At 50.1% G+C, this 20,269-nt stretch carries 22 protein-coding genes; 15 read left to right on the forward strand and 7 right to left on the reverse strand.

The genetic code is table 11. The features are described from left to right. From BMY60_RS16055 to BMY60_RS12155, 8 genes are all read left to right on the forward strand, one after another. Positions 1-199, forward strand: a 199-nt coding sequence (locus BMY60_RS16055) for a hypothetical protein (RefSeq protein ID WP_218141695.1), incomplete at its 5' end; no start/stop codon positions are given. 59 nt (positions 200-258) lie between these two features. Next, positions 259-648, forward strand: coding sequence for a Rid family detoxifying hydrolase (locus tag BMY60_RS12130; protein WP_090333945.1), 390 nt, complete (start codon positions 259-261; stop codon positions 646-648). A 17-nt stretch (positions 649-665) separates the two neighbouring features. Beyond that, positions 666-2,753, forward strand: coding sequence for an ATP-dependent DNA helicase RecG (gene recG, locus BMY60_RS12135; protein WP_090333947.1), 2,088 nt, complete (start codon positions 666-668; stop codon positions 2,751-2,753). 225 nt (positions 2,754-2,978) lie between these two features. Beyond that, positions 2,979-3,533 carry a chorismate--pyruvate lyase family protein gene (locus tag BMY60_RS12140; protein WP_371264212.1) on the forward strand — a complete coding sequence of 185 codons (555 nt, stop codon included), beginning with the start codon at positions 2,979-2,981 and terminating at the stop codon, positions 3,531-3,533. After that, positions 3,533-4,411: a 4-hydroxybenzoate octaprenyltransferase gene (gene ubiA, locus BMY60_RS12145; protein WP_090333949.1), complete on the forward strand. Its 879-nt coding sequence runs from the start codon at positions 3,533-3,535 to the stop codon at positions 4,409-4,411. Before BMY60_RS12140 ends, ubiA begins: the two co-directional genes overlap by 1 nt. Before the next feature lie 7 nt (positions 4,412-4,418). Continuing rightward, on the forward strand, positions 4,419-5,882 hold the full coding sequence (ubiD, locus tag BMY60_RS12150; protein WP_090333951.1) for a 4-hydroxy-3-polyprenylbenzoate decarboxylase: 1,464 nt from the start codon (positions 4,419-4,421) through the stop codon (positions 5,880-5,882). Between the two features lie 114 nt (positions 5,883-5,996). Beyond that, the gene (locus BMY60_RS15810; RefSeq protein ID WP_177166666.1) at positions 5,997-6,161 is read left to right on the forward strand and encodes a hypothetical protein; all 165 of its coding nucleotides are present in this window, start codon (positions 5,997-5,999) and stop codon (positions 6,159-6,161) included. A gap of 167 nt (positions 6,162-6,328) precedes the next feature. Next, positions 6,329-7,456: a tellurite resistance/C4-dicarboxylate transporter family protein gene (locus BMY60_RS12155; RefSeq protein ID WP_090333952.1), complete on the forward strand. Its 1,128-nt coding sequence runs from the start codon at positions 6,329-6,331 to the stop codon at positions 7,454-7,456. Here the strand turns inward: BMY60_RS12155 and BMY60_RS15465 are convergent. The 3 genes from BMY60_RS15465 to BMY60_RS12165 all read right to left on the reverse strand — a co-directional run bounded on the left by BMY60_RS15465 (position 7,453) and on the right by BMY60_RS12165 (position 10,037). After that, on the reverse strand, positions 7,453-7,614 hold the full coding sequence (locus BMY60_RS15465; protein ID WP_143057440.1) for a CBS domain-containing protein: 162 nt from the start codon (positions 7,612-7,614) through the stop codon (positions 7,453-7,455). The two genes, BMY60_RS12155 and BMY60_RS15465, sit on opposite strands and share 4 nt — an antisense overlap. A 320-nt stretch (positions 7,615-7,934) precedes the next feature. Continuing rightward, positions 7,935-8,087 carry a hypothetical protein gene (locus tag BMY60_RS15815; RefSeq protein WP_177166667.1) on the reverse strand — a complete coding sequence of 51 codons (153 nt, stop codon included), beginning with the start codon at positions 8,085-8,087 and terminating at the stop codon, positions 7,935-7,937. A 723-nt stretch (positions 8,088-8,810) separates the two neighbouring features. Next, a complete protein-coding gene (locus BMY60_RS12165; RefSeq protein WP_090333955.1) occupies positions 8,811-10,037 on the reverse strand; it encodes a PilT/PilU family type 4a pilus ATPase in 1,227 nt (408 codons plus the stop codon). A 403-nt stretch (positions 10,038-10,440) separates the two neighbouring features. Between BMY60_RS12165 and BMY60_RS15470 the strand changes: the two genes are divergently transcribed. Beyond that, complete coding sequence (locus tag BMY60_RS15470) at positions 10,441-10,677, forward strand: hypothetical protein (protein WP_143057441.1); 237 nt, start codon at positions 10,441-10,443, stop codon at positions 10,675-10,677. Here the strand turns inward: BMY60_RS15470 and BMY60_RS12170 are convergent. From BMY60_RS12170 to BMY60_RS12180, 3 genes are read right to left on the reverse strand one after another with little or no spacing between them, the layout of a single operon-like run. Beyond that, on the reverse strand, positions 10,650-12,269 hold the full coding sequence (locus BMY60_RS12170) for a glycerol-3-phosphate dehydrogenase/oxidase (RefSeq protein WP_090333956.1): 1,620 nt from the start codon (positions 12,267-12,269) through the stop codon (positions 10,650-10,652). The genes BMY60_RS15470 and BMY60_RS12170 overlap by 28 nt on opposite strands. Beyond that, entirely contained in the window at positions 12,266-13,051 is a 786-nt protein-coding gene (locus BMY60_RS12175; RefSeq protein ID WP_090333958.1) for a glycerophosphodiester phosphodiesterase, read from the reverse strand. Before BMY60_RS12175 ends, BMY60_RS12170 begins: the two co-directional genes overlap by 4 nt. Before the next feature lie 10 nt (positions 13,052-13,061). Further along, positions 13,062-14,261 carry an ankyrin repeat domain-containing protein gene (locus BMY60_RS12180; RefSeq protein ID WP_256250821.1) on the reverse strand — a complete coding sequence of 400 codons (1,200 nt, stop codon included), beginning with the start codon at positions 14,259-14,261 and terminating at the stop codon, positions 13,062-13,064. A 362-nt stretch (positions 14,262-14,623) separates the two neighbouring features. Between BMY60_RS12180 and pgeF the strand changes: the two genes are divergently transcribed. The 6 genes from pgeF to BMY60_RS12205 all read left to right on the forward strand — a co-directional run bounded on the left by pgeF (position 14,624) and on the right by BMY60_RS12205 (position 19,590). Continuing rightward, positions 14,624-15,424 carry a peptidoglycan editing factor PgeF gene (pgeF, locus tag BMY60_RS12185; protein WP_371264213.1) on the forward strand — a complete coding sequence of 267 codons (801 nt, stop codon included), beginning with the start codon at positions 14,624-14,626 and terminating at the stop codon, positions 15,422-15,424. A gap of 56 nt (positions 15,425-15,480) precedes the next feature. Then, positions 15,481-16,311, forward strand: a complete 831-nt coding sequence (locus tag BMY60_RS12190) for a ZIP family metal transporter (protein WP_090333960.1) — start codon at positions 15,481-15,483, stop codon at positions 16,309-16,311. Between the two features lie 292 nt (positions 16,312-16,603). After that, positions 16,604-16,729, forward strand: a complete 126-nt coding sequence (locus BMY60_RS16350; protein WP_256250822.1) for a hypothetical protein — start codon at positions 16,604-16,606, stop codon at positions 16,727-16,729. A 49-nt stretch (positions 16,730-16,778) separates the two neighbouring features. Continuing rightward, the gene (locus tag BMY60_RS12195) at positions 16,779-18,158 is read left to right on the forward strand and encodes an aspartate aminotransferase family protein (RefSeq protein ID WP_090333961.1); all 1,380 of its coding nucleotides are present in this window, start codon (positions 16,779-16,781) and stop codon (positions 18,156-18,158) included. Positions 18,159-18,522: 364 nt separating this feature from the next. Continuing rightward, positions 18,523-18,771: a hypothetical protein gene (locus BMY60_RS12200; protein WP_090333963.1), complete on the forward strand. Its 249-nt coding sequence runs from the start codon at positions 18,523-18,525 to the stop codon at positions 18,769-18,771. A gap of 27 nt (positions 18,772-18,798) precedes the next feature. Further along, positions 18,799-19,590: a carbonic anhydrase gene (locus BMY60_RS12205; protein WP_090333964.1), complete on the forward strand. Its 792-nt coding sequence runs from the start codon at positions 18,799-18,801 to the stop codon at positions 19,588-19,590. A gap of 375 nt (positions 19,591-19,965) precedes the next feature. On the opposite strand, the gene BMY60_RS15475 is transcribed toward BMY60_RS12205, so the two are convergent. After that, on the reverse strand, positions 19,966-20,199 hold the full coding sequence (locus BMY60_RS15475; protein ID WP_143057442.1) for a hypothetical protein: 234 nt from the start codon (positions 20,197-20,199) through the stop codon (positions 19,966-19,968). Between the last annotated feature and the right edge of the window lie 70 nt (positions 20,200-20,269).

A 20,269-nucleotide genomic window follows, 5' to 3' on the forward strand; every position in this document is an offset into this window, starting at 1 on the left:
TCTATTCATCACCACTTCTGATGACCGGAATGCATTCCAAACATGCTCAAGCTTCGTTAGTATCAACAATAGATACTTTCGAAGAATGGGCGCACGGCTAGATATGTCTTTCATCCAGATTTGTTTGCTGCCTGTCAATACAGACAATCTCGGCGTCATCAGCCTGGATGCGCAGGGGGTGACGGTTGCGGTTCGATGATGGCAAGCTGGCTTTAATCAATTATACTCGAACGTTTTGAATGGCAGGAGATGGTAATGATGAGCAAAGAAATAATTCAGACACAGCAGGCACCTCAGGCGATTGGTACCTATTCGCAGGCGGTTAAGGTCAGTGGTGGCGAGACGGTTTACCTGTCGGGACAGATCGGACTGGATGCGACGACAATGCAAATGGTCAACGGTATTGAGGCGCAGATACAGCAGGTGTTTCTTAATCTGAAAGCAGTTGCCGCCGCCAGCGGCGGCAACCTGAACGATATTGTTAAATTGAATATTTTTCTGACCGACCTCGAACATTTCAGTCTGGTGAATGAAATCATGGCAAGCTATCTCGATCAGCCCTACCCGGCGCGTGCGGCCATCGGTGTCAAAGCGCTGCCGCGTGGCGCGCTGGTTGAAATGGATGCGATCATGGTGATCGGCGCATAGCAAGTTAGTTTTCGAATATGGATAGCAGCACTTCCGTACCTGGCGAGGCTGCGCTGGCGGTCAGTCCAAAGATGCAGGAGAAGCTGGCGCGACTGGGTATTCACAATGCAATGGATCTGGTGCTGCATTTGCCAATCCGTTATGAAGACGAAACGCATGTATTTCCCATCGATCATGCACCGCAGGGTAGAGCCGTTCAAATTGAGGGTGTGATTACTCATAATGAAGTGGTTCTGAAACCCAGACGTCAGCTGGTTTGCCGCATAGAAGACCGCAGCGGGTCGCTGTGCATGCGCCTGCTGAATTTTTACGGCAGTCAGGTCAAAGCGTATGCCGTCGGGAAACGGGTGCGCTTGCTCGGTGAAATCCGCCACGGTTTTTTTGGTGCGGAAATGGTTCATCCGAAATGCCGGATTGTTCAGGAAAACGAACCGCTGGCGGCTGCCATGACCCCCGTTTATGCTGTTACCGCAGGATTGCCGCAAAAAACACTGGCAAAACTGACTCATCAGGTATTGAATCATTTGCAACAACCCGGATTGCTGGATGAAACGCTGCCCGAGAAAATCATCCGCCAATACCGGTTGCCGGAATTCAGAAGCAGTATTCTTGCTTTACACCATCCACCACCGGAAACACCGGTGGATTTATTGCAGTCGCGCATGTATCCGGCATGGCAACGGATCAAATTCGATGAATTGCTGGCGCAGCAGCTTTCGATGCGGCTGCATTACCGCCAGCGGCGCAGCCGTACAGCACCGCAGCTGGGTCAAAAACATAAGCATGCGCTGCACGACCGGTTTCTGGGGCAGCTGGATTTCAAGCTGACAGCGGCTCAGGAAAAAGTGGCGGCCGAAATCGGCCGCGATCTGGCGTCGCAACATCCGATGCAGCGGCTGTTGCAGGGCGATGTCGGCAGCGGCAAGACAATTGTGGCGGCAATCGCTGCGTTGCAGGCGATTGAAAACGGCTATCAGACCGCCATGATGGCGCCGACCGAGATCCTGGCCGAGCAGCATTTCCAGAAATTGTCCCTCTGGTTTGCGCCGCTGGGAATACAGGTGGCCTGGTTGTCAGGCGGCCAGAAAAAAAAAGACAGGCAACCGGTTCTCGCCGCAATCGAATCCGGCGCGGCGATGCTCGCTGTGGGTACGCACGCGCTGTTTCAGGAACAGGTCGGCTTTTACCGGTTGGGGCTGGCTATCATAGACGAGCAGCACCGGTTTGGCGTACATCAGCGTCTGGCTTTGCGCATGAAGGGCATGCAGCAAGAATCCGGCCTCGTACCGCATCAACTGATGATGAGCGCGACACCGATTCCGCGCACACTGTCGATGAGCTATTTTGCCGATCTCGATGTGTCGATTATCGATGAACTGCCGCCGGGCAGATCGCCTGTGGTGACCAAGCTGGTGGCCGATAACCGGCGACGTGAAGTTGTTGCGCGTATTTTGCAGGCCTGCCGTCAGGGAAAACAGGTGTACTGGGTGTGTCCGTTGATTGAAGAATCCGAAACGCTGCAATTGCAAACGGCAATGGAAACGTATGAAACACTGTGCAAAATTTTTGCGGATTTGAACGTCGGCCTGGTGCACGGGCGGTTGCCGGCGCAGGAAAAAGCGGGCATGATGACGCGGTTTAAACAGGGTGAAATTCAATTGCTGGTAGCGACAACTGTGATTGAGGTCGGTGTGGATGTACCGAATGCGTCGCTGATGGTGATCGAAAATGCAGAACGCATGGGGTTGTCTCAACTGCATCAGTTGCGCGGACGCGTAGGCCGCGGTACGGGTGCCAGCGTTTGCATCCTGCTGTATCAGCAGCCTTTGTCGGCAATAGCGCGCAAACGGTTGAAAATAATTTTCGAACACACGGACGGTTTCGAAATTGCGCGTCAGGATTTGCATTTGCGCGGACCGGGCGAATTTCTGGGCGCGCGCCAGAGCGGCATGCCGATGTTGCGTTTTGCCGATCTGGAGCAGGACGGCGCGTTATTGACTGCGGCGCAGTCTGTGGCCGATGAGATGCTGAACGTTTATCCTGAATCGGCGCAGCGTCATATTCAGCGCTGGCTGGGCGGCAAGACTGAATATCTGCGTGTTTGAGCAATTATCCAATTGCTTTCGACTGCCGTATGGTCAGGGTGGAAAGCGGTGCAACGCGTTGCAAAGGCGTGTTCTGTCAATGCCTGTGCAGACTGTTGTATAATGCGTAGCTTTCCGGCACCTGTTTGTTTGGTTGACCAGCTGGTAAAATCCGTACCGTACATTCTTGATCCATTTTATTTCTTTTGAATCCTTTCATCGTTCGCAGCAGCTTGATCGATTATTGTGGCAAATATTAGCACCGCGCACCCCCAGGCATGGCTTCCGGCATTAAGCGCTGTTTCTCCTGAAATACGCGAATGGCTGCAGTACCGCGGCTCGTTGACACGCCGCATCCAGGATCGCTGCGCGCGGTTTTATGTGGAACCGGTATTCCAGGAGCTCGCACGCGTCTATGGCGATGAATGGATTAAAATGAAGCTGCGTCCGTACGAGCTGGCGCTGGTGCGGGAAGTATATTTATATTGCTGCGACAAGCCGGTCGTTTTTGCGCATTCGATTGTGCCGCACAAGGATTTGCGCGGGGCGTGGCGTACGCTGCATGGCCTGGGCAACCGGTCGCTTGGCAGCATGCTGTTCACCAACCCCGGAGTCAAGCGTATGCCGCTTGAGTTTAAAAAAGTCAGCAGCGGTCATTTTCTGTACGACCGGGCAATTCTGCATCTGACGACGGACAATCCGCCCCACCTGTGGGCGCGGCGCTCGCTGTTTACATTGCGGGGACAGTCCATTCTGGTAACCGAGGTGTTTTTACCTGATATTTTGAATTTGACAACGTGATGGCTTCTGATTCACCGGAACAACCGGGGCGGCTTGTGCTTTATGCGCGTCTGATGCGGCTGGACAAACCCATCGGCATTCTGCTGCTGTTGTGGCCGATGTTATGGGGGTTGTGGTTTGCGGCTCAGGGTTTTCCCGATTGGCATATTCTGGCGATTTTTGTCATGGGCACCATTTTGATGCGTTCAGCCGGTTGCGTGATGAATGATTTCGCCGACCGCAAAATCGATCCGCATGTGGAGCGCACCAAAAACCGTCCAATGGCCGCGGGACAGGTTGGCTCGAAAGAAGCACTGCTGCTCGCCGCGGGTTTGAGCCTGGTCGCGTTCATACTGATTCTGCCGCTCAATCTGTTGACGATAGCGCTTTCGGTGCCTGCATTGTTTCTGGCGGCGTCATATCCGTTTACCAAACGGTTTTTCGCCATGCCGCAGGCGTATCTCGGTATTACGTTCAGCTTCGGCATTCCGATGGCATATGCCGCGCAGACCAGCGCATTGCCTTCGATTATCTGGCTATTGATGCTGGCCAACCTGTTCTGGGTCGTCGCGTATGACACCGCGTATGCGATTGTGGACAAACCGGATGATCTAAAAATCGGCATCAAAACATCGGCGATTACGTTCGGGCGTTTTGATGTTGCAGGTGTGATCACCTGCCATGCCGTGTTTATCGCCCTCATGATTTATATCGGGCAACTGCAGACAATGGGTATGGCCTATTACGCGGGACTGATGGTTGCTGCAGGGCTTATCGGTTATCAATACACGCTGATCCGCAACCGTGACCGGGCACTGTGCTTCAAGGCGTTTTTGCACAACAATTATGTCGGCATGGTGGTGTTTATCGGTATTGCGCTGGATTTTTTGATGCGGTAGCTATCATATGAAATATAAAGACCTGCGTGATTTTATCGCACAACTCGAAGCCATCGGCGAGCTCAAACGTATCCCGGTAGAAGTTGATCCGCGGCTCGAAATGACTGAAATCTGCGACCGCATCCTCAAGGCCGAAGGCCCTGCGGTATTGTTCGAGAACCCCAAAGGCCACGCCATACCGGTGCTCGGCAATCTGTTTGGCACACCCAAACGGGTTGCGATGGGTATGGGGCAGGTATCGGTCGAAGCGTTGCGCGAGGTTGGCAAGCTGCTGGCTTACCTGAAAGAACCCGATCCGCCGAAAGGTCTGAAAGACGCCTGGGAAAAACTGCCGGTATTGAAGCAGGTGTTGAACATGGCGCCCAAAGTGTTGCGCAGTGCGCCGTGTCAGGAGATCGTCTGGGAAGGCAGCGATGTTGATCTCAGCAGGATACCCATACAAACCTGCTGGCCGGGCGACGTTGCGCCATTGATCACCTGGGGGCTGACGGTCACGCGCGGGCCGAACAAAACCCGTCAGAATCTCGGCATTTACCGCCAGCAGGTGATCGCCCCGAATAAAATCATCATGCGCTGGCTCGCACATCGCGGCGGTGCGCTCGATTTCCGCGAATTCTGCCTGAAAAACCCCGGCCAGCCTTATCCCGTAGCCGTTGCGCTGGGCGCGGATCCGGCCACGATACTCGGCGCGGTAACTCCGGTGCCCGATACCCTGAGCGAATACCAGTTTGCCGGGCTGTTGCGCGGTTCCAAAACCGAAGTGATCAAATGCATCGGCAACGATCTGCAAGTACCCGCCAGCGCTGAAATCGTACTTGAAGGCGCGATCTATCCCGATGAAACCGCGCTCGAAGGACCGTACGGCGACCATACGGGTTATTACAACGAACAGGAGACCTTTCCGGTGTTCACCATTGCGCGCGTCACCATGCGCCGCGATCCGGTCTATCATTCCACCTATACCGGCAAGCCGCCCGACGAACCCGCGATTCTCGGCGTGGCGTTGAATGAAGTCTTCGTGCCGTTGCTGCAAAAACAATTCCCCGAGATCACCGATTTCTACCTGCCGCCCGAAGGCTGCTCGTACCGCATGGCAGTGGTCAGCATGAAAAAACAGTACGCCGGGCACAGCAAGCGCGTCATGTTCGGCGTCTGGAGCTTCCTGCGCCAGTTCATGTACACCAAATTTATCATCGTCACCGACGACGACGTTAACATCCGCGACTGGAAAGAAGTCATCTGGGCCATCACCACCCGCGTCGATCCTGCGCGCGATACGCTTATCGTCGAAAACACTCCGATCGACTACCTCGACTTCGCCAGCCCGATCTCCGGCCTCGGCGGAAAAATGGGACTGGATGCGACCAACAAATGGCCGGGCGAAACCAGCCGCGAATGGGGAACGCCGATTGAGATGGATGAGGCGGTTAAACAGAAGGTGGATGCGATGTGGGGGGAGCTGGAGTTGTAACTTTAGAGGCAATGATGTAGGCTTCCAAGCATGAAATGCTAATTTGAGTAAATGCCGAAAATTGACCGTATAAAAGAAGAGACCGGATGATTAAAAGTTGTATTTGTTTTATTCGTGACTATTGATGTATCGCTTGTGGCTTGGCTTGCTCAGAGTTATGATAATACCCTGAAGATTCTCGTTATTTTTGGTTTCATCGGCGTAATTGCGCTGATCATGATGGTCGTCTGGGTAAATCGTGCGGCACTGCAACGTTTTAAAGCATTGAAGGAAGAATAATGGTTTGGTTTGTTGTGGCGGCATTAGTAATTTTACTGATTGGCCTGACTATCATCGCGCATGACATCAATAAGCCTAATCATTAGACACAAAATAGTAGATTACTATGTGTGTCGTTTTACAAGACCAGGTACTGTTTTGTGACACTTTGAACACCTCCTTGATTTATGGACCTGACCCTGTGGCCTGTTCAAGACGCCATAAAAAATAGTAACCCGGCATATTTTGCCATGGTCATGGCGACCGGTATCGTGTCAATCGCGCTGGACGCGCTTGATTTGTCCGCTATAGCACAATCGCTTTTTATACTGAATCTGGTTTTTTATGCAGTGCTGTGCGCTATCCTGCTGATACGGATCGTGTTTTTTATGCCGACAGTCATCGCGGAACTCGGTGTGCTCAGGCGTTCGCTGCTTTTCCTGACTTTCGTGGTCGGTACCAATACCGTTGGCATGCAGCTTGTGGTTTTCCTGAATGTCGCTCCTGTAGCCGTTTTTGTCGCCGTTTTGCTCTGGTTTGTCGCACTGACCGGTTGGTTGGTCGGCATGCGGTTTATTTTGCGCAATCTGTTTATTATGCCGAAAAACAATTTGCCTGACATGATTGACGGCACCGGTTTACTGATAGCCGTCAGCACGGCTTCAATTTCACTGCTGGGTGTCGGCCTGATGGATGCGCTGAACCTGTTCAACACTTTTGCGCTGTGTATTGCCGCCGGATTTTGGTTGCTCGGCGTTGCCAGCTATATCGTTGTGATCGGCATTCTGGTGTATCACCTGTTTTTCGGGGCGTTTCAAGTGGATAACTGGGAAGCGCCGTATTGGATTTGCATGGGTGCGGTGGCAATCATCACATTGGCCGGCTCAAAATTAGTATTACTCGACCCACCTTTATCCGACTGGGAAAACCTGCGGGAAATCGTTCTGGGAATGACTGCCGCAGCGGGGATGATCGCCACGGCATGGATTCCTTATCTGGCATACATGGATTACCGCAAATTCACCCATACCGGCAGCGCGGAACCGGCACCGCTGTGGATAAGACTGTTCCCATGGTTGAGGCTGGCGTTCGGCAAAACCGGTCACGCTTACGTCCCTACAGCATGGAGCAGAGTATTTCCCATGGGCATGTATGCGGCAGGGCTGGTCGCGCTGATGCAGGCGTCGGGTTTCGACTTCGCCGGTACGCTTGCCCGGCACTGGATCGGATTTGCCTGGCTGGTCTGGTTGTTGACGCTCATCGGCATGCTGCGCGCTTTGTATGCATTCATCCGGCGCTGGTGCGCTTTAACCTAAACGCCGGGACTGTAAATATAACGCTCCAGCTGGTGAATGATGAACTGATGCTCCGAGATCGCATCCTTGACCAGATCCCCGATGGATATCAGTCCGACGACCCGATCGCTTTCCAGCACCGGTAAATAGCTTATGCGTTTTTCGGTAACCAGCGTCATGCGATCCTTGTTGGTATCAACAAGATGGTACCCGGGCCGAGATGATACAGGTCTTTCATTGCAACATTTACATAGACGCCTACTATCAAATTTTGCAATAAATAGAATAACTCAATCAAGTCTCATTTCTCAGGTCAAGCCGGTTTTCTATTCTTTCCAAGCGTTCCATAATTCTGTCTATTGATACCTGCTGGCACGCGCCAGTTTCACACGAAGATAGAGCCAGGTCCATGATCAAGAATTCCTGTTCTTGAATATGGACCCTGTCATTCTGGTTCCAGCTACAGGCAAAGATTGCCCTTTTTTATATTGTTCTTTGGCTACGAAACCTGCTTTAAGAACGCGGTTTCATAATCGCCGCGCTCGTTTTTGGCCAGCTCAATTCTATTAATAATTTCGACAATCCTGCTGTCCGGCGCCAGGCCATCGGCCATATCGTTTTCATTGTTTTCAACACTAACTTCCTTGTTCATCACAAAACCCTCCGCAATGATTAACTGACGCAGTAATGCTAAGTCATATCCTGCAAAATCACCGCAAGATCAAACCGCTGGCCAGAAAAATATTATTGGAAATATCAATCCCGAGTAACGCAACTGCAAAAGCGCGGTTGCTGCGCACGCGCCGCAAACACTGTATCCGATACTGCTTGTATACCGTTTATCAAGCAATTTTTATTCCAAATTTAATTTATCTTTATATATCAATCAATTAATAATTAAGAGCAATAAAGCATGCAACGAACTGTAAGTTGTCCCGACATCTTGCGGCCAGCCTGGCGATTTGGAAAATGCGTGAAAGTAGAGAATGGCGTTAATTTAGGGGTTGATTCGGTTGGGTTCAAAATTATTGCTTTTTTAGCAATTTTGGAATTGGAAAATGGCGATTTTTTTGAATGATGCCTGCCAGATACAATGCATGGTTTGTCATGTGCATATTCTCGGGTACGCGGCATGGGATTTAATCGCTGTCGCCATTGCAGTCTCTTGAAATAGATTTGACTATCCGGTAGAGCAGGGTAAGTGCGGCTATAAATTTATACATTCTGGGGATAAATTACGCAATGATGCGCTTATGAGTGCTTGAGAGTGTTTTGTATTTCGTGATAATAACGGGCCTGAAGTGACAATGGGTAACCCTCGGATGTGTCATCAGTCATTGTAACTTTGGCAAAGTTTACGAGTGCATATAGCATCCTACTGAACTTCATTATCCAACGTGGGCGCGTCCAATACGGGCAGGCTGTCTTCCTTATCCCGTGTGGTCTTGTCTTGTTGAGTCTGAAAGTGAATATCGGCATCCGGAAAACCGGAAGATGCGCTAATTTTTTTGTTATCACTTTTCGTATCATGATGTTCGCCGCTTCCAAAATTGATTTTCCATTCCAGATTGGTTCTAGAATCTGCATTGTTAAGCGCTTCCTCGAGTTCTATCTTATCCTGTTTATATAGATCAAATAACGCCTGGTCGAATGACAGCATGCCTTGTTGCGCGCCTTTTTCCATACTGTCTTTGATTTCATGGAAATTGCCCTGGCGAATGAGTTCGGCAATGTAAGGTGTATTTAACATGAGTTCGACGGCAGCGATACGTCCGCCGTCTATTTTGTTGACTAACCGCAGAGAAACAATGGCCCGTAAATTGAGTGCCAGATCCATTAGTATTTTGTTTTGTTGTTTGGCAGGAAATAGATTGGTGATTCTATCCAGCGCCTGATTCGCGTTAACGGCATGCAGCGTACTTACACATAAGTGCCCCGTATCGGCATAGGTGATACCTGCTTCCATGGTATCAGCGTCACGTATTTCACCAATCATGATCAGATCGGGTGCCTCTCGCATGGCTGCCCGAAGGGCATTTTTATAAGAATGCGTATCGAGTCCGATTTCACGTTGTCCAACAATGGATTTCTTATGCGAGAAAACAAATTCGATTGGATCTTCAATAGTCAGAATATGACCTGCATGGTTGGCGTTTCGATACTCAATCAGTGCAGCTAAAGCGCTTGACTTACCTGAGCCGGTTGCGCCAGCAACAAGAATCAAACCTGCTTTGTTTAGAATGGTTTTTTTCAATATAGGAGGTAAGCCTAACGCCTCAATGCTCGGTATTTCGGATTTGATGTAGCGAATAACCATCGAAACTTCGCCGCGCTGCATGTAAATATTAATCCGGTAGCGGCCAATGTTTGGAATACCCAGGCCAATATCCATTTCCAGTTCTCTTTCAAATTCTTCAATCTTTTTTGGGCTGAGTATGCCGTATGCGAGCTTTTTTACCATACCCGGGAGTAATATATGTTTACTGACGGGGATGAGTTGGCCCTGAATTTTCGTGCTGGGCGGAGCGCCCGTTGTGAAATACAAATCTGATGCTTCTTTTACAGACATCAATTTTAAATATGGCTCCAGCGTTTTGCTCATGTTTATTTGAATGCTGATTGGCTGCCGCGATAGTCCTGGAATGCCGCAGGCGATTGATTTTTCGATTCCGGTTTTGGTTTTGTACCTGAAAAAGCATCATTGCATTTTGCAAATGCAGCAACCTTCTGAAGGTATAAGCACTAAACGGTGATACGTATACTTCCCTTGAGTTAAAATTAGCCATTCAGTCAAAACTTAGGAGTCGTTCATAAATAACTGTAACACCTGGATCGTATGTGGCGGGCACACTGCGGCGTTGTTCGTCGTCGCCGCCATAGCTTGTGCTATGACTCATCCTCCCGCCTTGCATTGCATCCCGCCAGACGCGACCCAGTATCACACTTATTTATTCGCGGCTCCTTGGTCTGACGCTAACTCACTTGATCTTTTATCGGAGCGCGGGATGGAAAGCCGGCAGCACGTTACTGGTTATTGTTATGGTGAAACATGTCAATGGCTAATGGGTTCATCTACGCAAGGCTGGATCGATAGATGGGTTACATTGCTGAATTATTGGGGATTTGGCTGGATTGCCTCTCTCTTTCATCAATATCATATGGATAGAGTACTGGATATCAGTAACAGACTAAGAAAATGTGGCGTCGGCTTCGATCAGGGCTTTGCCTGCTGCCGTACCTGACACCGTGCGATTTCTTCCTGAATCCTGGACTCGTTCCAATTCAACACTGCAGAAACCTTGTCACCGATCCGTCGCAAATCCGCTTCGGTCAGTTTTGCCAGTATCAATAACGGCAACCGGCGGCGCAGCAGGTCGTCCAGGTGCATAACCATTTCGCCGGCTGCGCAATGCATGAGATCGGCTTCGGTCAGCGGCAGCGCGGGAACGATGCGCGCAGCCAGCGCCGGTTGATCCTCGATGCTCTGCAGAATGTCCGGGGCCTTGCAGCCGTGACGCCGAATCAGCCACAGCGCGCTGTTTGCATCGACGCCCAGCTGCACCGCCCGTGCGTGCACAGCTTCGGACCACAGGGCAAAGCCGTTCATCGGTGCGGCTGATTTTTCTGTATCTTGCGGCGACCATGGGAGCATGCGATTCAGGGTTGCGCAGTTCGCGTCAATGTTCAGTTCTTCACATACCCGGTCGACGATTCGCGCAGCGTCCTGCCGCGCCGAAGTCAATTTGCCGCCGATCGAGTAATGAACGCCATTCGAGGCGGTTTTCAACACCCAGTCCCGGCTGACCGATGATGGAGATGCACCTGAGCTGGCTGCCGCTTCCTGCTTGAGCACGCGTACACCGGCAAAACAACCGATGATGTCACTGCGTGACCAGCTTTCGCACAGATAATCATTGACCGCGTTCAGCAGATAATCGATTTCCGTTGCGTCAACCTCGATGCAATCCAGTGAACCGTGGTAGGGTGTGTCGGTTGTTCCGAGCAATGTCAGCCCATACCATGGAATCATAAAAAAAACGCGCCCGTCCGAGCGGGCTGTGAGCAGCAGCGCTTCCTTCAAATCAAGATTCGGCATGATCAGATGGATGCCGCGGGTCAGCAGGCAATCATCCGGGCGCCGGGTGTCCGCCGCTATCCAGGGTCCGGAAGTATTAACAATCTGCCGCGCCTGAATTTGATGGGTTTTGTCCGCCAATTCATCCCGAATGTTCGCGCCTGTTGCCCGCTGGCTGTTTTCCAGCAAACCGGTCAGTTTGCAATAATTGACACACGCGGCGCCGGCATCGATAGCGCCCTGTACTAATTCCAGCACCAGCCGCGCATCGTCTGTTTGCGCGTCCGCATAGGTAAAACCGCCTTTTAATGTTTGGTCGTTCAAAAAAGGAAAGCGTTCGCTGAAACCCTGGCTGTTGAAATAGCGATGCCGTTTCGCGGTTTTCTGTCCGGCCGCTAGAAAATCATACGTCATCAGGCCCAGCTTCAAACGCAGCAAGCCGATACGGCTGTGCGCATACACCGGCACGCCGAAACGCAGCGGCCATACCCGGTGCGGTGCAATCTTCATCAGCATTTCGCGTTCGGTCAGGGTTTTTCGCACCAGTCCGAATTCAAATTGTTCCAGGTAGCGCAAACCGCCATGCACCAGTTTGCTGGACGCTGAAGAAGTAGCGCTGCCCCAGTCGTTCTGGTCGATCAGCGCAACCTTCAGGCCGCGCAACGCTGCATCGTAAGCCGTCCATGCGCCGTAAATCCCGCCACCGCACACCAGCAGATCAAATGTCTGACCGCTTAGCTGTTCGGAATTCCTGTTCATGTGCTACCGAGTCTCGCATCACGCATTTCAAGCGCTTTGTCCGGTACGTCGCTGATCAGAATATTGACATCCAGCCGCAGCGCCTTATCGATTTCATTATCGGTATTACAGGTATACACGATGATGCTTTTATTATGCGTGCGCAGCAGCTCTGCCAGATGCTGATCCAGCAAGGCAATTGGCAGACAGAAACCGTACAGAAACGCACAGTCATGCAATGACTGCCGCACGTCATTGACGGTCTGGTGATCGTCGATATTGTAGACCAGCGGAATGCCGGATGCCCGCTGATGAGCATAAACCAGACTTGGCAGATTAAATGACGATACCAGCATCCGGTCATCTGCCCGGCTGCCAGAAGCTATTCCAATGAGATCAGCTACCTGGCGCATTTTTATTTGATGACGAACGACCGGCTCCCAATCATGATTTTTGACCTCGATCAGCAAACGGCAGCGCTGACGGTAATCGTTTAAAAATGCTTTCAATGTGAGTATGCCTTCATCGCCGGTTTGCGGAAAATCCAGTGTTTTCAATTGTGCGAAATCGAAGTCATCGATCTGTTGGCCAGCCAGACCGATTTTATCGAGAAACTGGTCATGCCAGAGTACCGCCACTTCATCGCGGCTAAGCTGTACGTCGGTTTCAATGCCGTCTGCCGCATAATGCATCGCCATGTCGAACGCAGCGCGGGTATTCTCCATCGCTTGCGCACTGGCGCCGCGATGCGCAAAAACCAGGCAAGTACTGGACTGTTGCTGCAATATGTTTGGCTCTGTCATGAATTGGCGGTTAATGACGTGCAGACTGCAGTAATGTAATGATTTCCTCGTTCCTCGCTATATCCAGCGCAGTTTTACCGCTCTTACTCTTAATGGATACATCCGCATCGTGTTCGAGCAGCAGCTTCACCGCTTCAAGATGATCATGCATTGCGGCCCACATCAACGCAGTAACGCCATCATCATTTTGCAAGTCAACTTGCGCGCCTTCTTCCAGCAAAACGCGCATGACCGGGACCTGCCCGTTTTGTGCAGCCAGAATCAAGGGTGTAAAACCGTTTCTGGCTTTATGATTGATCTGTGCGCCGGATTCAAGCAGTGCCTGAACGACTTCCGTCTGTCCAATCAGTGCGGCCAGCGTCAATGCCGTAGCGCCGTTCTGGTCTGGCTGGTCTATCGAAACGCCATTTTCGAGCAGCGCCTTGACGATTCCGGCATAGCCGTTTTGTGCCGCTACATGCAGCGGCGTCGTCTGATTGGCGGCGACCAGATCAACTGGTGCATTCTTTGCCAGCAGGGTGTTTACAATTGCCGTGTGGCCGTTGCGTGCAGCCATGTACAGCGCGGTGGTGCCATCGGACGCCTGGATATCGATTCTGGCATTTTTCGCCAGCAGTTTTTCAACAATGGATTCCCTTCCCTCCAAAGCCGCAATCATCAACGCAGTGACGTTGTCTTCAGTTTTAAGGTTAACATTGATTTTTTGTGCCAGCAGCGCGTCAACTATGTTCTCATAACCTTTCTGGGCGGCCAGCATCAGTGCCGAAATGCCATCGGTTGTCTGCAGATTCACGCGTGCGCCTTGGTCCAGCAATGCGTCAACCACGTTTGCATGATCGTTTTTTGCAGCCAGAATCAATGCCGTTGCACCGCCGTTATTCTGAATATCCAGATGCGCGTCTTTTTCCAGCAGCATAGCTACAATATCTTCGTATCCATACTGCGATGCAATCATCAGGGGGGTAAACCCTTTTTCATTTTGCAAATCCGGATTCACGCCTTTATTCAGCAATTCCCTGACAGTTTTAGCTTTGGCCGAAAATGCAGCCTTCATCAACTCGGTTTGGTCGTCGGCTGGTCCCGTTGCACTGACCCCGGCGGCATTTTGTGCATAAGCGAAACTGTCGACAGCCTGTAGCGATATAATGACCGCTAACAACACAATCATGTGAGATTTCAAATAATATTTTAATTTCTCGATATAATTCATTGAGTACACCTGTTTTGACATCTTATCTTTTATAATTGTTTAAAGGGAAATACGCAAGCGTTCAACAGATCGTTGAAAAATATTTCCGAGGCGGCCGTCAAGTCGATACAACAGGCAACAACAAATAACAAAATTGCCGGCGACAGATTTTGAACGGCTAAAATCCGGCTTGAAGGGCGAGGCATTTACTGTGCCGGGTAACAAGCGGCGTTTATGCATAATTATGCAAAGGATGTGCATTTTGGAGCCTGTTTTTAAAGCCGTAGCGACAGTATCGATAGCTTTTCAACGATCTGTTAAACCAAAGCCGCATATTCTAACCCAGAATTCAAGCTTGCATGTTTATAACCATGCATTGCACATTGGATCAAACCATACTCAGAATAACATTAATGATCGATTTGATAACCCCCGGCTGGCCGGCGCCCGGTCATATCAAGGCCCTGTTCACAACACGTTCCGGCGGCTTCAGCAATGGCGTCCATGCCACTTTCAATCTGGGTATGCATGTGCATGACACGCCTGAGAACGTTATCAAAAACAGAGCATTGTTGCGCAAATATTTACCCGGTGATCCACATTGGCTCAGGCAAGTGCATGGCGCGCGTCATGTCTGGATAAAACACGGTGACATGCAACTGCAGGAAGAATCCGGCGATGCAGCTTTAAGCCGTGAGAGTAATACCGTTTGCGCAATCATGGTTGCGGACTGTCTGCCGGTTTTGTTATGCGATACCGCAGGAACGATTGTCGGTGCTGTACATGCCGGATGGCGCGGACTTGCAGCCGGTATCATCGAACAAACCGTTGCAGCCATGCAAACCGAACGCAACGCGTTGATGGCGTGGCTTGGTCCTGCGATCGGCCCTGCGTATTTTGAAGTCGGCGAGGATGTCAGAGCGGCTTTTGTCGACAGTGATCAGCGGACCGCCGCGGCGTTTGAGCCAGCCGATTCCGCTAGCCAGTCTGAACCCAAATGGCATGCGGATATTTTCCAGCTTGCGCGGTATCGCCTGGCGCACGCTGGTGTGACGCGTATCTATGGCGGTGGTGTTTGCGCCTACAGCGATCCGGGACGTTTTTTCTCATACCGGCGGGACGGCGAAACCGGGCGCATGGCGGCGCTGATCTGGATGGAAAAATCCGGCGAATATGCCAAATAGGTTCATTCACCCCGCGCATCGGCGTATAATCCCGCCTTTCCAACCGATTTTACTTTATGTCGACGCTTTCCTGGATCATAGCTGCCAGTTTCACCGGTGGCGTACTGAGCCTGCTACTGGCAGCCATGCTCACACTCAACACCCGCACCGCCTGGGTTTCAAAGCTTGTTTCCTTTGCAATCGGCGCGCTGCTTGGTGCCGCGTTTCTGAATATTCTGCCGGAAGCCTTCGAGCTTTCTGAGAACCCTGCACAAGTTACCATCCTGGTGTTGTTTGGTATTTTACTGTTTTTCATTCTGGAAAAGCTCGTGCTATGGCGGCACTGTCATCTGGAAGACTGCGAAGCGCACAGTCCGGCAACCGGCGCAGGACAGGCAGTGGCAACCGCAGCAGCCGTAGGGGTGAGCAGCTATCATGCACATGAGCACGATCACGGCCGCAGCGGCATGATGATCATGATTGGCGACACCTTTCATAATTTTGTCGACGGTATCCTGATCGCTGCCGCATTTATGGTTGACATACAACTGGGCATCGTTACATCCATCGCGATTATCGCCCATGAAATTCCGCAGGAAGCCGGTGACTTCATCATTCTGCTCAATTCGGGTTATACCCGCCGCATGGCTTTTATGATGAATCTGTTATCAAGCTTTGCAACACTGTTCGGCGGCGTGCTCGCTTACCTTATGCTCAACACACTCGATTTTCTGGTTCTGCCGTTGCTGGGACTGGCGTCTGCCAGCATGATTTATGTTGCCCTGTCCGATCTAATCCCGGGTCTGCACAAACGCCCTGAAATCGGCGCGACCGTACAGCAGGTTACGCTAATTCTCGCAGGAATCGGGCTGATCTGGCTTGTCGGATTACTCGCACACGGGCACTGACAGAATGCACCAGCCCGGGTTCAGAAGAATGAGCCGCGTCTGATTGCGATGTACCTGGCCGGGAAACTTGCTGGAATGAGCTGTCCTTTAATTGCAGCATATTTTGATCTTGGCACTATAAAAGTGCGGCTGCAGCCATAACGCGGGTACAACAGGATAATAAATTGTTAAGAAAGGCAGAGTGTTCAGAAGAAAACGGAGCAGTACTATCTAAAGGAGCCGCGAATAAATAAGCGTGACAATCGGGCGCGTCTGGCGGGATGCAATGCAATGCAAGGCGGGAGGATGAGTCATGGCACCAGGCTATGGCGACGACGAACAACGCTGCAGTGTGCCCGCCAGATGCGATCCAGGTACTACAGTTTTTATGAACGACTCCAAAGTCGACCTGAACCCTTTATTTCTTTCCAGAATCTAAAAATTTCAATTTTTCACGAACATTCCCCAAAATTTAGCGGACCAATCTTATGACTTTCAGTATCTCTGCACTTTTGGATCAACATCAACAAGAAAAACTCGATCTTCATGAGAAGTACTTGAATAATCAAATGGTGAAAGTGCTGAAAACCATTGGGTATGATCGATTGTACAAAAGAGCAACCGGTCAGTATTTGTATGATCATGAAGGAAATGAATATCTAGACCTGCTCAGTGGCTTTGGTGTATTTGCAATTGGACGCAACCATCCTGCTGTAATCAAAGCATTACAGGAAACCTTGACACTGGAACTGCCAAATCTGGTGCAAATGGATGTTTCAGTGCTCAGTGGCTTATTGGCTAAAAAAATTCTTGAAACAACGCCGGATAATCTGGCCAAAATGTTTTTCTGTAACTCCGGCACAGAATCGGTTGAGGCGGCGATAAAATTTGCCCGTTATGCTACCAAACGAGAAAACATTGTATTTTGCGAGCACAGTTTTCATGGTTTAACGAATGGTGCACTGTCCTTAAATGGCGAGAAAATATTTCGTGAAGGATTTGGCGCCTTGCTGCCTGGTTGCAGTTCCGTGCCATTTAATGACCTTGAATCGCTGGAGCAGGTTTTAAGCAAAAATAATGTGGCTGCATTTCTTGTCGAGCCGGTTCAGGGTAAAGGTGTCAATATTCCGGATGACAATTATCTGCCGGAAGTTGAGCGTCTGTGCAAAAAATACGGCACTTTATTTGTCGCTGATGAGGTGCAGACAGGGCTGGGCCGCACTGGAAAATTGTGGGCCATTGAACACTGGGGAGTACAGCCTGACATGATTTGCATGGCAAAAGCCCTGTCTGGCGGATTTGTTCCAGTTGGCGCAGTAGCTATGACGCAAAAAGTCATGGATGCCGTCTTCAACCGTATGGACAGAGCCGTTGTTCACGGCTCTACCTTCTCCAAAAACAATCTGGCAATGGCCGCCGGTCTCGCAACATTACAAGTGATCGAAGATGAAACACTGGTAAAAAACAGTGAAGAAAAAGGCAGAATGATCATGAGCGGAATCAACGCCATGGTCAGTAAATACGAATTCTTGAAAGAAGCTCGCGGCAAAGGACTCATGATCGCAGTGGAATTCCAGTCTCCTAAAAGTATTTCATTAAAAGCCGCCTGGACTATGCTTGAGACAGCGAATAAAGGATTATTTTGCCAGATGGTAACTATTCCGCTATTTAAGGAACATCATATTCTTAGCCAGGTTGCGGGTCATGGAATGAATGTGATCAAAATGTTACCGCCTTTGAACCTGACTGATAAGGATTGCCGTGCTGTTCTGGATGCCTTTGACCATACTATTGCTGAAACACATAAAGTCCCTGGTTCAATATGGACTCTAGGGAAAACGCTAGCTGGTCATGCCTTAAAGAAATAGGATAATCAGCAAGATTATGCTATTCATGAAGCCGCATACCAATAACTAACCCGGTGAGATGGATTCCCCCTAAGGAGCCGCGAATAAATAAGCGTGACAATCGGGCGCGTCTGGCGGGATGCAATGCAAGGCGGGAGGATGAGTCATGGCACCAGGCTATGGCGACGACGAACAACGCTGCAGTGTGCCCGCCAGATGCGATCCAGGTGCTACAGTTATTTATGAACGACTCCTAACCCGCATTGATGCGGCAGGCCAGAAGTAAAAACTGCTGCTGTTTATGTTTTCTTGACATATCCTATGCTACATTCTGTAACGCAACTCAACGAAGTATGTTCTCGTCTTTTTATTCAAGAGGAAAAAAATGCTTACCAAACTTTTTTTTGCCGCATTACTGGGCGTGAGTCTGTCATGTTTTGCCGCGCCGGAAGGCGGATTCAAAGCAGCTGCCGATACCGCCCAGAAAAACCAGTCTATGGCTGAAACGAAACAGCAATCCCGCTTGAAATCGCTGTTGCCTGAAACGCAACAAGACTCAACTGCACCGCAGCAGGCTTCAGATGACAACCAAAAGCCATCGATGATTGATTACTGTAGAAAACACACCTGTTAATTCATCTTTATATTTTCGGAGTTAATCATGGAAAAAAATTTTTTGAGCAGTTTGTCCGCCTTGTTTTGTCTGTGCTATGCAGCCCATGCCGTTTCGGCCCCACCCCATTGGGATTATGACGACCCGGCTGCCTGGTGGGCGCTTGAAGACGTCACACTACCTGTGCCTTTATCCTATCCTTATGCGGAATGTGGCGTCGGGCAGCACCAGTCACCGGTCGATCTGGGTGAAGCACAATTTGTTTCCAAGAACTTGAATCAACTGGCAGCAGAATATGGCACCGATACGATAACATTTTTCAACAGCGGTCATGCGGTACAGGTCAATACGTCTATCGGTTATCCCGGCGGACTGAAAGTGGGCGAAGAAACCCTGCCGCTGATACAATTTCATTTCCATGAGCCAAGCGAACATGTCATCAACGGTCAGCATTTTCCGGCCGAAGCACATTTCGTGCACATTACCGAAGACGGCAGAATCGCGGTGCTGGCGGTTGCCATACAACTCGGAGAAGCGCATTCGGGCTTCCAGACCGTTCTGGACAATACCCCGGTTGTCGGGGAGGAACGCAGTGACGATACCGGCATTCAACTCGATCCAGCCGCATTCCTGCCGCAACAGGATCACAGCAATCTGGAATATTTTACGCTGGCAGGTTCGTTAACTACGCCGCCTTGCAGCGAAGGCGTACAATGGTATCTCCTGGCCGACCCGATTACGATTTCCGAAGCGCAACTCGAGCAGTTTAAAAGCTTTTATAGCGATAATGCACGCCTGGCGCAGGATTTAAACGGACGCGCCATACTGACCAGCCCATAGCGCAAGTTTTATCGATTCCATTCATGAAATCCCGGAATGCCGTATCTCCGGGATTTCATGCCTCTATCAGTACTGCGGGGCGCTTGTTTTTTGAATACGGAGAATACGAGTGTCAAGAATACGAGAGAATACGAGTGCCAGGTCTTGCAATAATACATCCGACCTCTATATTTTTAATGAAAGATGGCTTAAGTCATTGTAACTTATAGCCTATAAGAATACTAAATGCATACAAAAGCTTTGCTCTTGTACATTAATACCGGGACAGAAAAACTCACACGCCACAATGCTGTATCGACAGCACCTTTTCTTCAATCAATGGCGCAAGTATTACAAGTACATATTCCGGCGAAGTTAACCAGTTTTCTTGATAAATCAGCATTCCGCTTTACCGCTATTGACTTTAACTTGTTGTTCATAAAAAGTTATAATTTTTTGGACAAAGACTTGAACTAGCAAATTCAACATGCTGTTTGTCGCCATATCATCAATATCCTGCTTCTTTCCGATGCCTGAGAGCGAGCACATAGATTTTTCATCAAAGCGATAAAGGGCCACATAGCCAGAACCTCCAAAGGGAATAATTAGTCGATGCTTAAATACATTCAAGTGATTGATATTAATTATAAATATCAATAATTGTACTGTTCAGATCGACCAGAAAATGATAAAATGAGCA

Source organism: Nitrosomonas sp. Nm51 (assembly GCF_900111165.1).
Classification (GTDB): Bacteria; Pseudomonadota; Gammaproteobacteria; order Burkholderiales; family Nitrosomonadaceae; genus Nitrosomonas.

Coding starts and splice junctions, on each gene's coding strand:
- BMY60_RS15815 (WP_177166667.1), bottom strand. CDS start 8,087: ATGAACAAGGAAGTTAGTGTTGAAAACAATGAAAACGATATGGCCGAT.
- BMY60_RS12200 (WP_090333963.1), top strand. CDS start 18,523: ATGCTTACCAAACTTTTTTTTGCCGCATTACTGGGCGTGAGTCTGTCA.
- BMY60_RS12195 (WP_090333961.1), top strand. CDS start 16,779: ATGACTTTCAGTATCTCTGCACTTTTGGATCAACATCAACAAGAAAAA.
- BMY60_RS12155 (WP_090333952.1), top strand. CDS start 6,329: ATGGACCTGACCCTGTGGCCTGTTCAAGACGCCATAAAAAATAGTAAC.
- BMY60_RS12190 (WP_090333960.1), top strand. CDS start 15,481: ATGTCGACGCTTTCCTGGATCATAGCTGCCAGTTTCACCGGTGGCGTA.
- BMY60_RS15465 (WP_143057440.1), bottom strand. CDS start 7,614: ATGACGCTGGTTACCGAAAAACGCATAAGCTATTTACCGGTGCTGGAA.
- BMY60_RS12175 (WP_090333958.1), bottom strand. CDS start 13,051: ATGACAGAGCCAAACATATTGCAGCAACAGTCCAGTACTTGCCTGGTT.
- recG (WP_090333947.1), top strand. CDS start 666: ATGGATAGCAGCACTTCCGTACCTGGCGAGGCTGCGCTGGCGGTCAGT.
- BMY60_RS12165 (WP_090333955.1), bottom strand. CDS start 10,037: ATGAGCAAAACGCTGGAGCCATATTTAAAATTGATGTCTGTAAAAGAA.
- BMY60_RS12180 (WP_256250821.1), bottom strand. CDS start 14,261: ATGAATTATATCGAGAAATTAAAATATTATTTGAAATCTCACATGATT.
- ubiA (WP_090333949.1), top strand. CDS start 3,533: ATGGCTTCTGATTCACCGGAACAACCGGGGCGGCTTGTGCTTTATGCG.
- BMY60_RS12205 (WP_090333964.1), top strand. CDS start 18,799: ATGGAAAAAAATTTTTTGAGCAGTTTGTCCGCCTTGTTTTGTCTGTGC.
- BMY60_RS16350 (WP_256250822.1), top strand. CDS start 16,604: ATGGCACCAGGCTATGGCGACGACGAACAACGCTGCAGTGTGCCCGCC.
- BMY60_RS12130 (WP_090333945.1), top strand. CDS start 259: ATGAGCAAAGAAATAATTCAGACACAGCAGGCACCTCAGGCGATTGGT.
- BMY60_RS15470 (WP_143057441.1), top strand. CDS start 10,441: ATGGAAAGCCGGCAGCACGTTACTGGTTATTGTTATGGTGAAACATGT.
- ubiD (WP_090333951.1), top strand. CDS start 4,419: ATGAAATATAAAGACCTGCGTGATTTTATCGCACAACTCGAAGCCATC.
- BMY60_RS12170 (WP_090333956.1), bottom strand. CDS start 12,269: ATGAACAGGAATTCCGAACAGCTAAGCGGTCAGACATTTGATCTGCTG.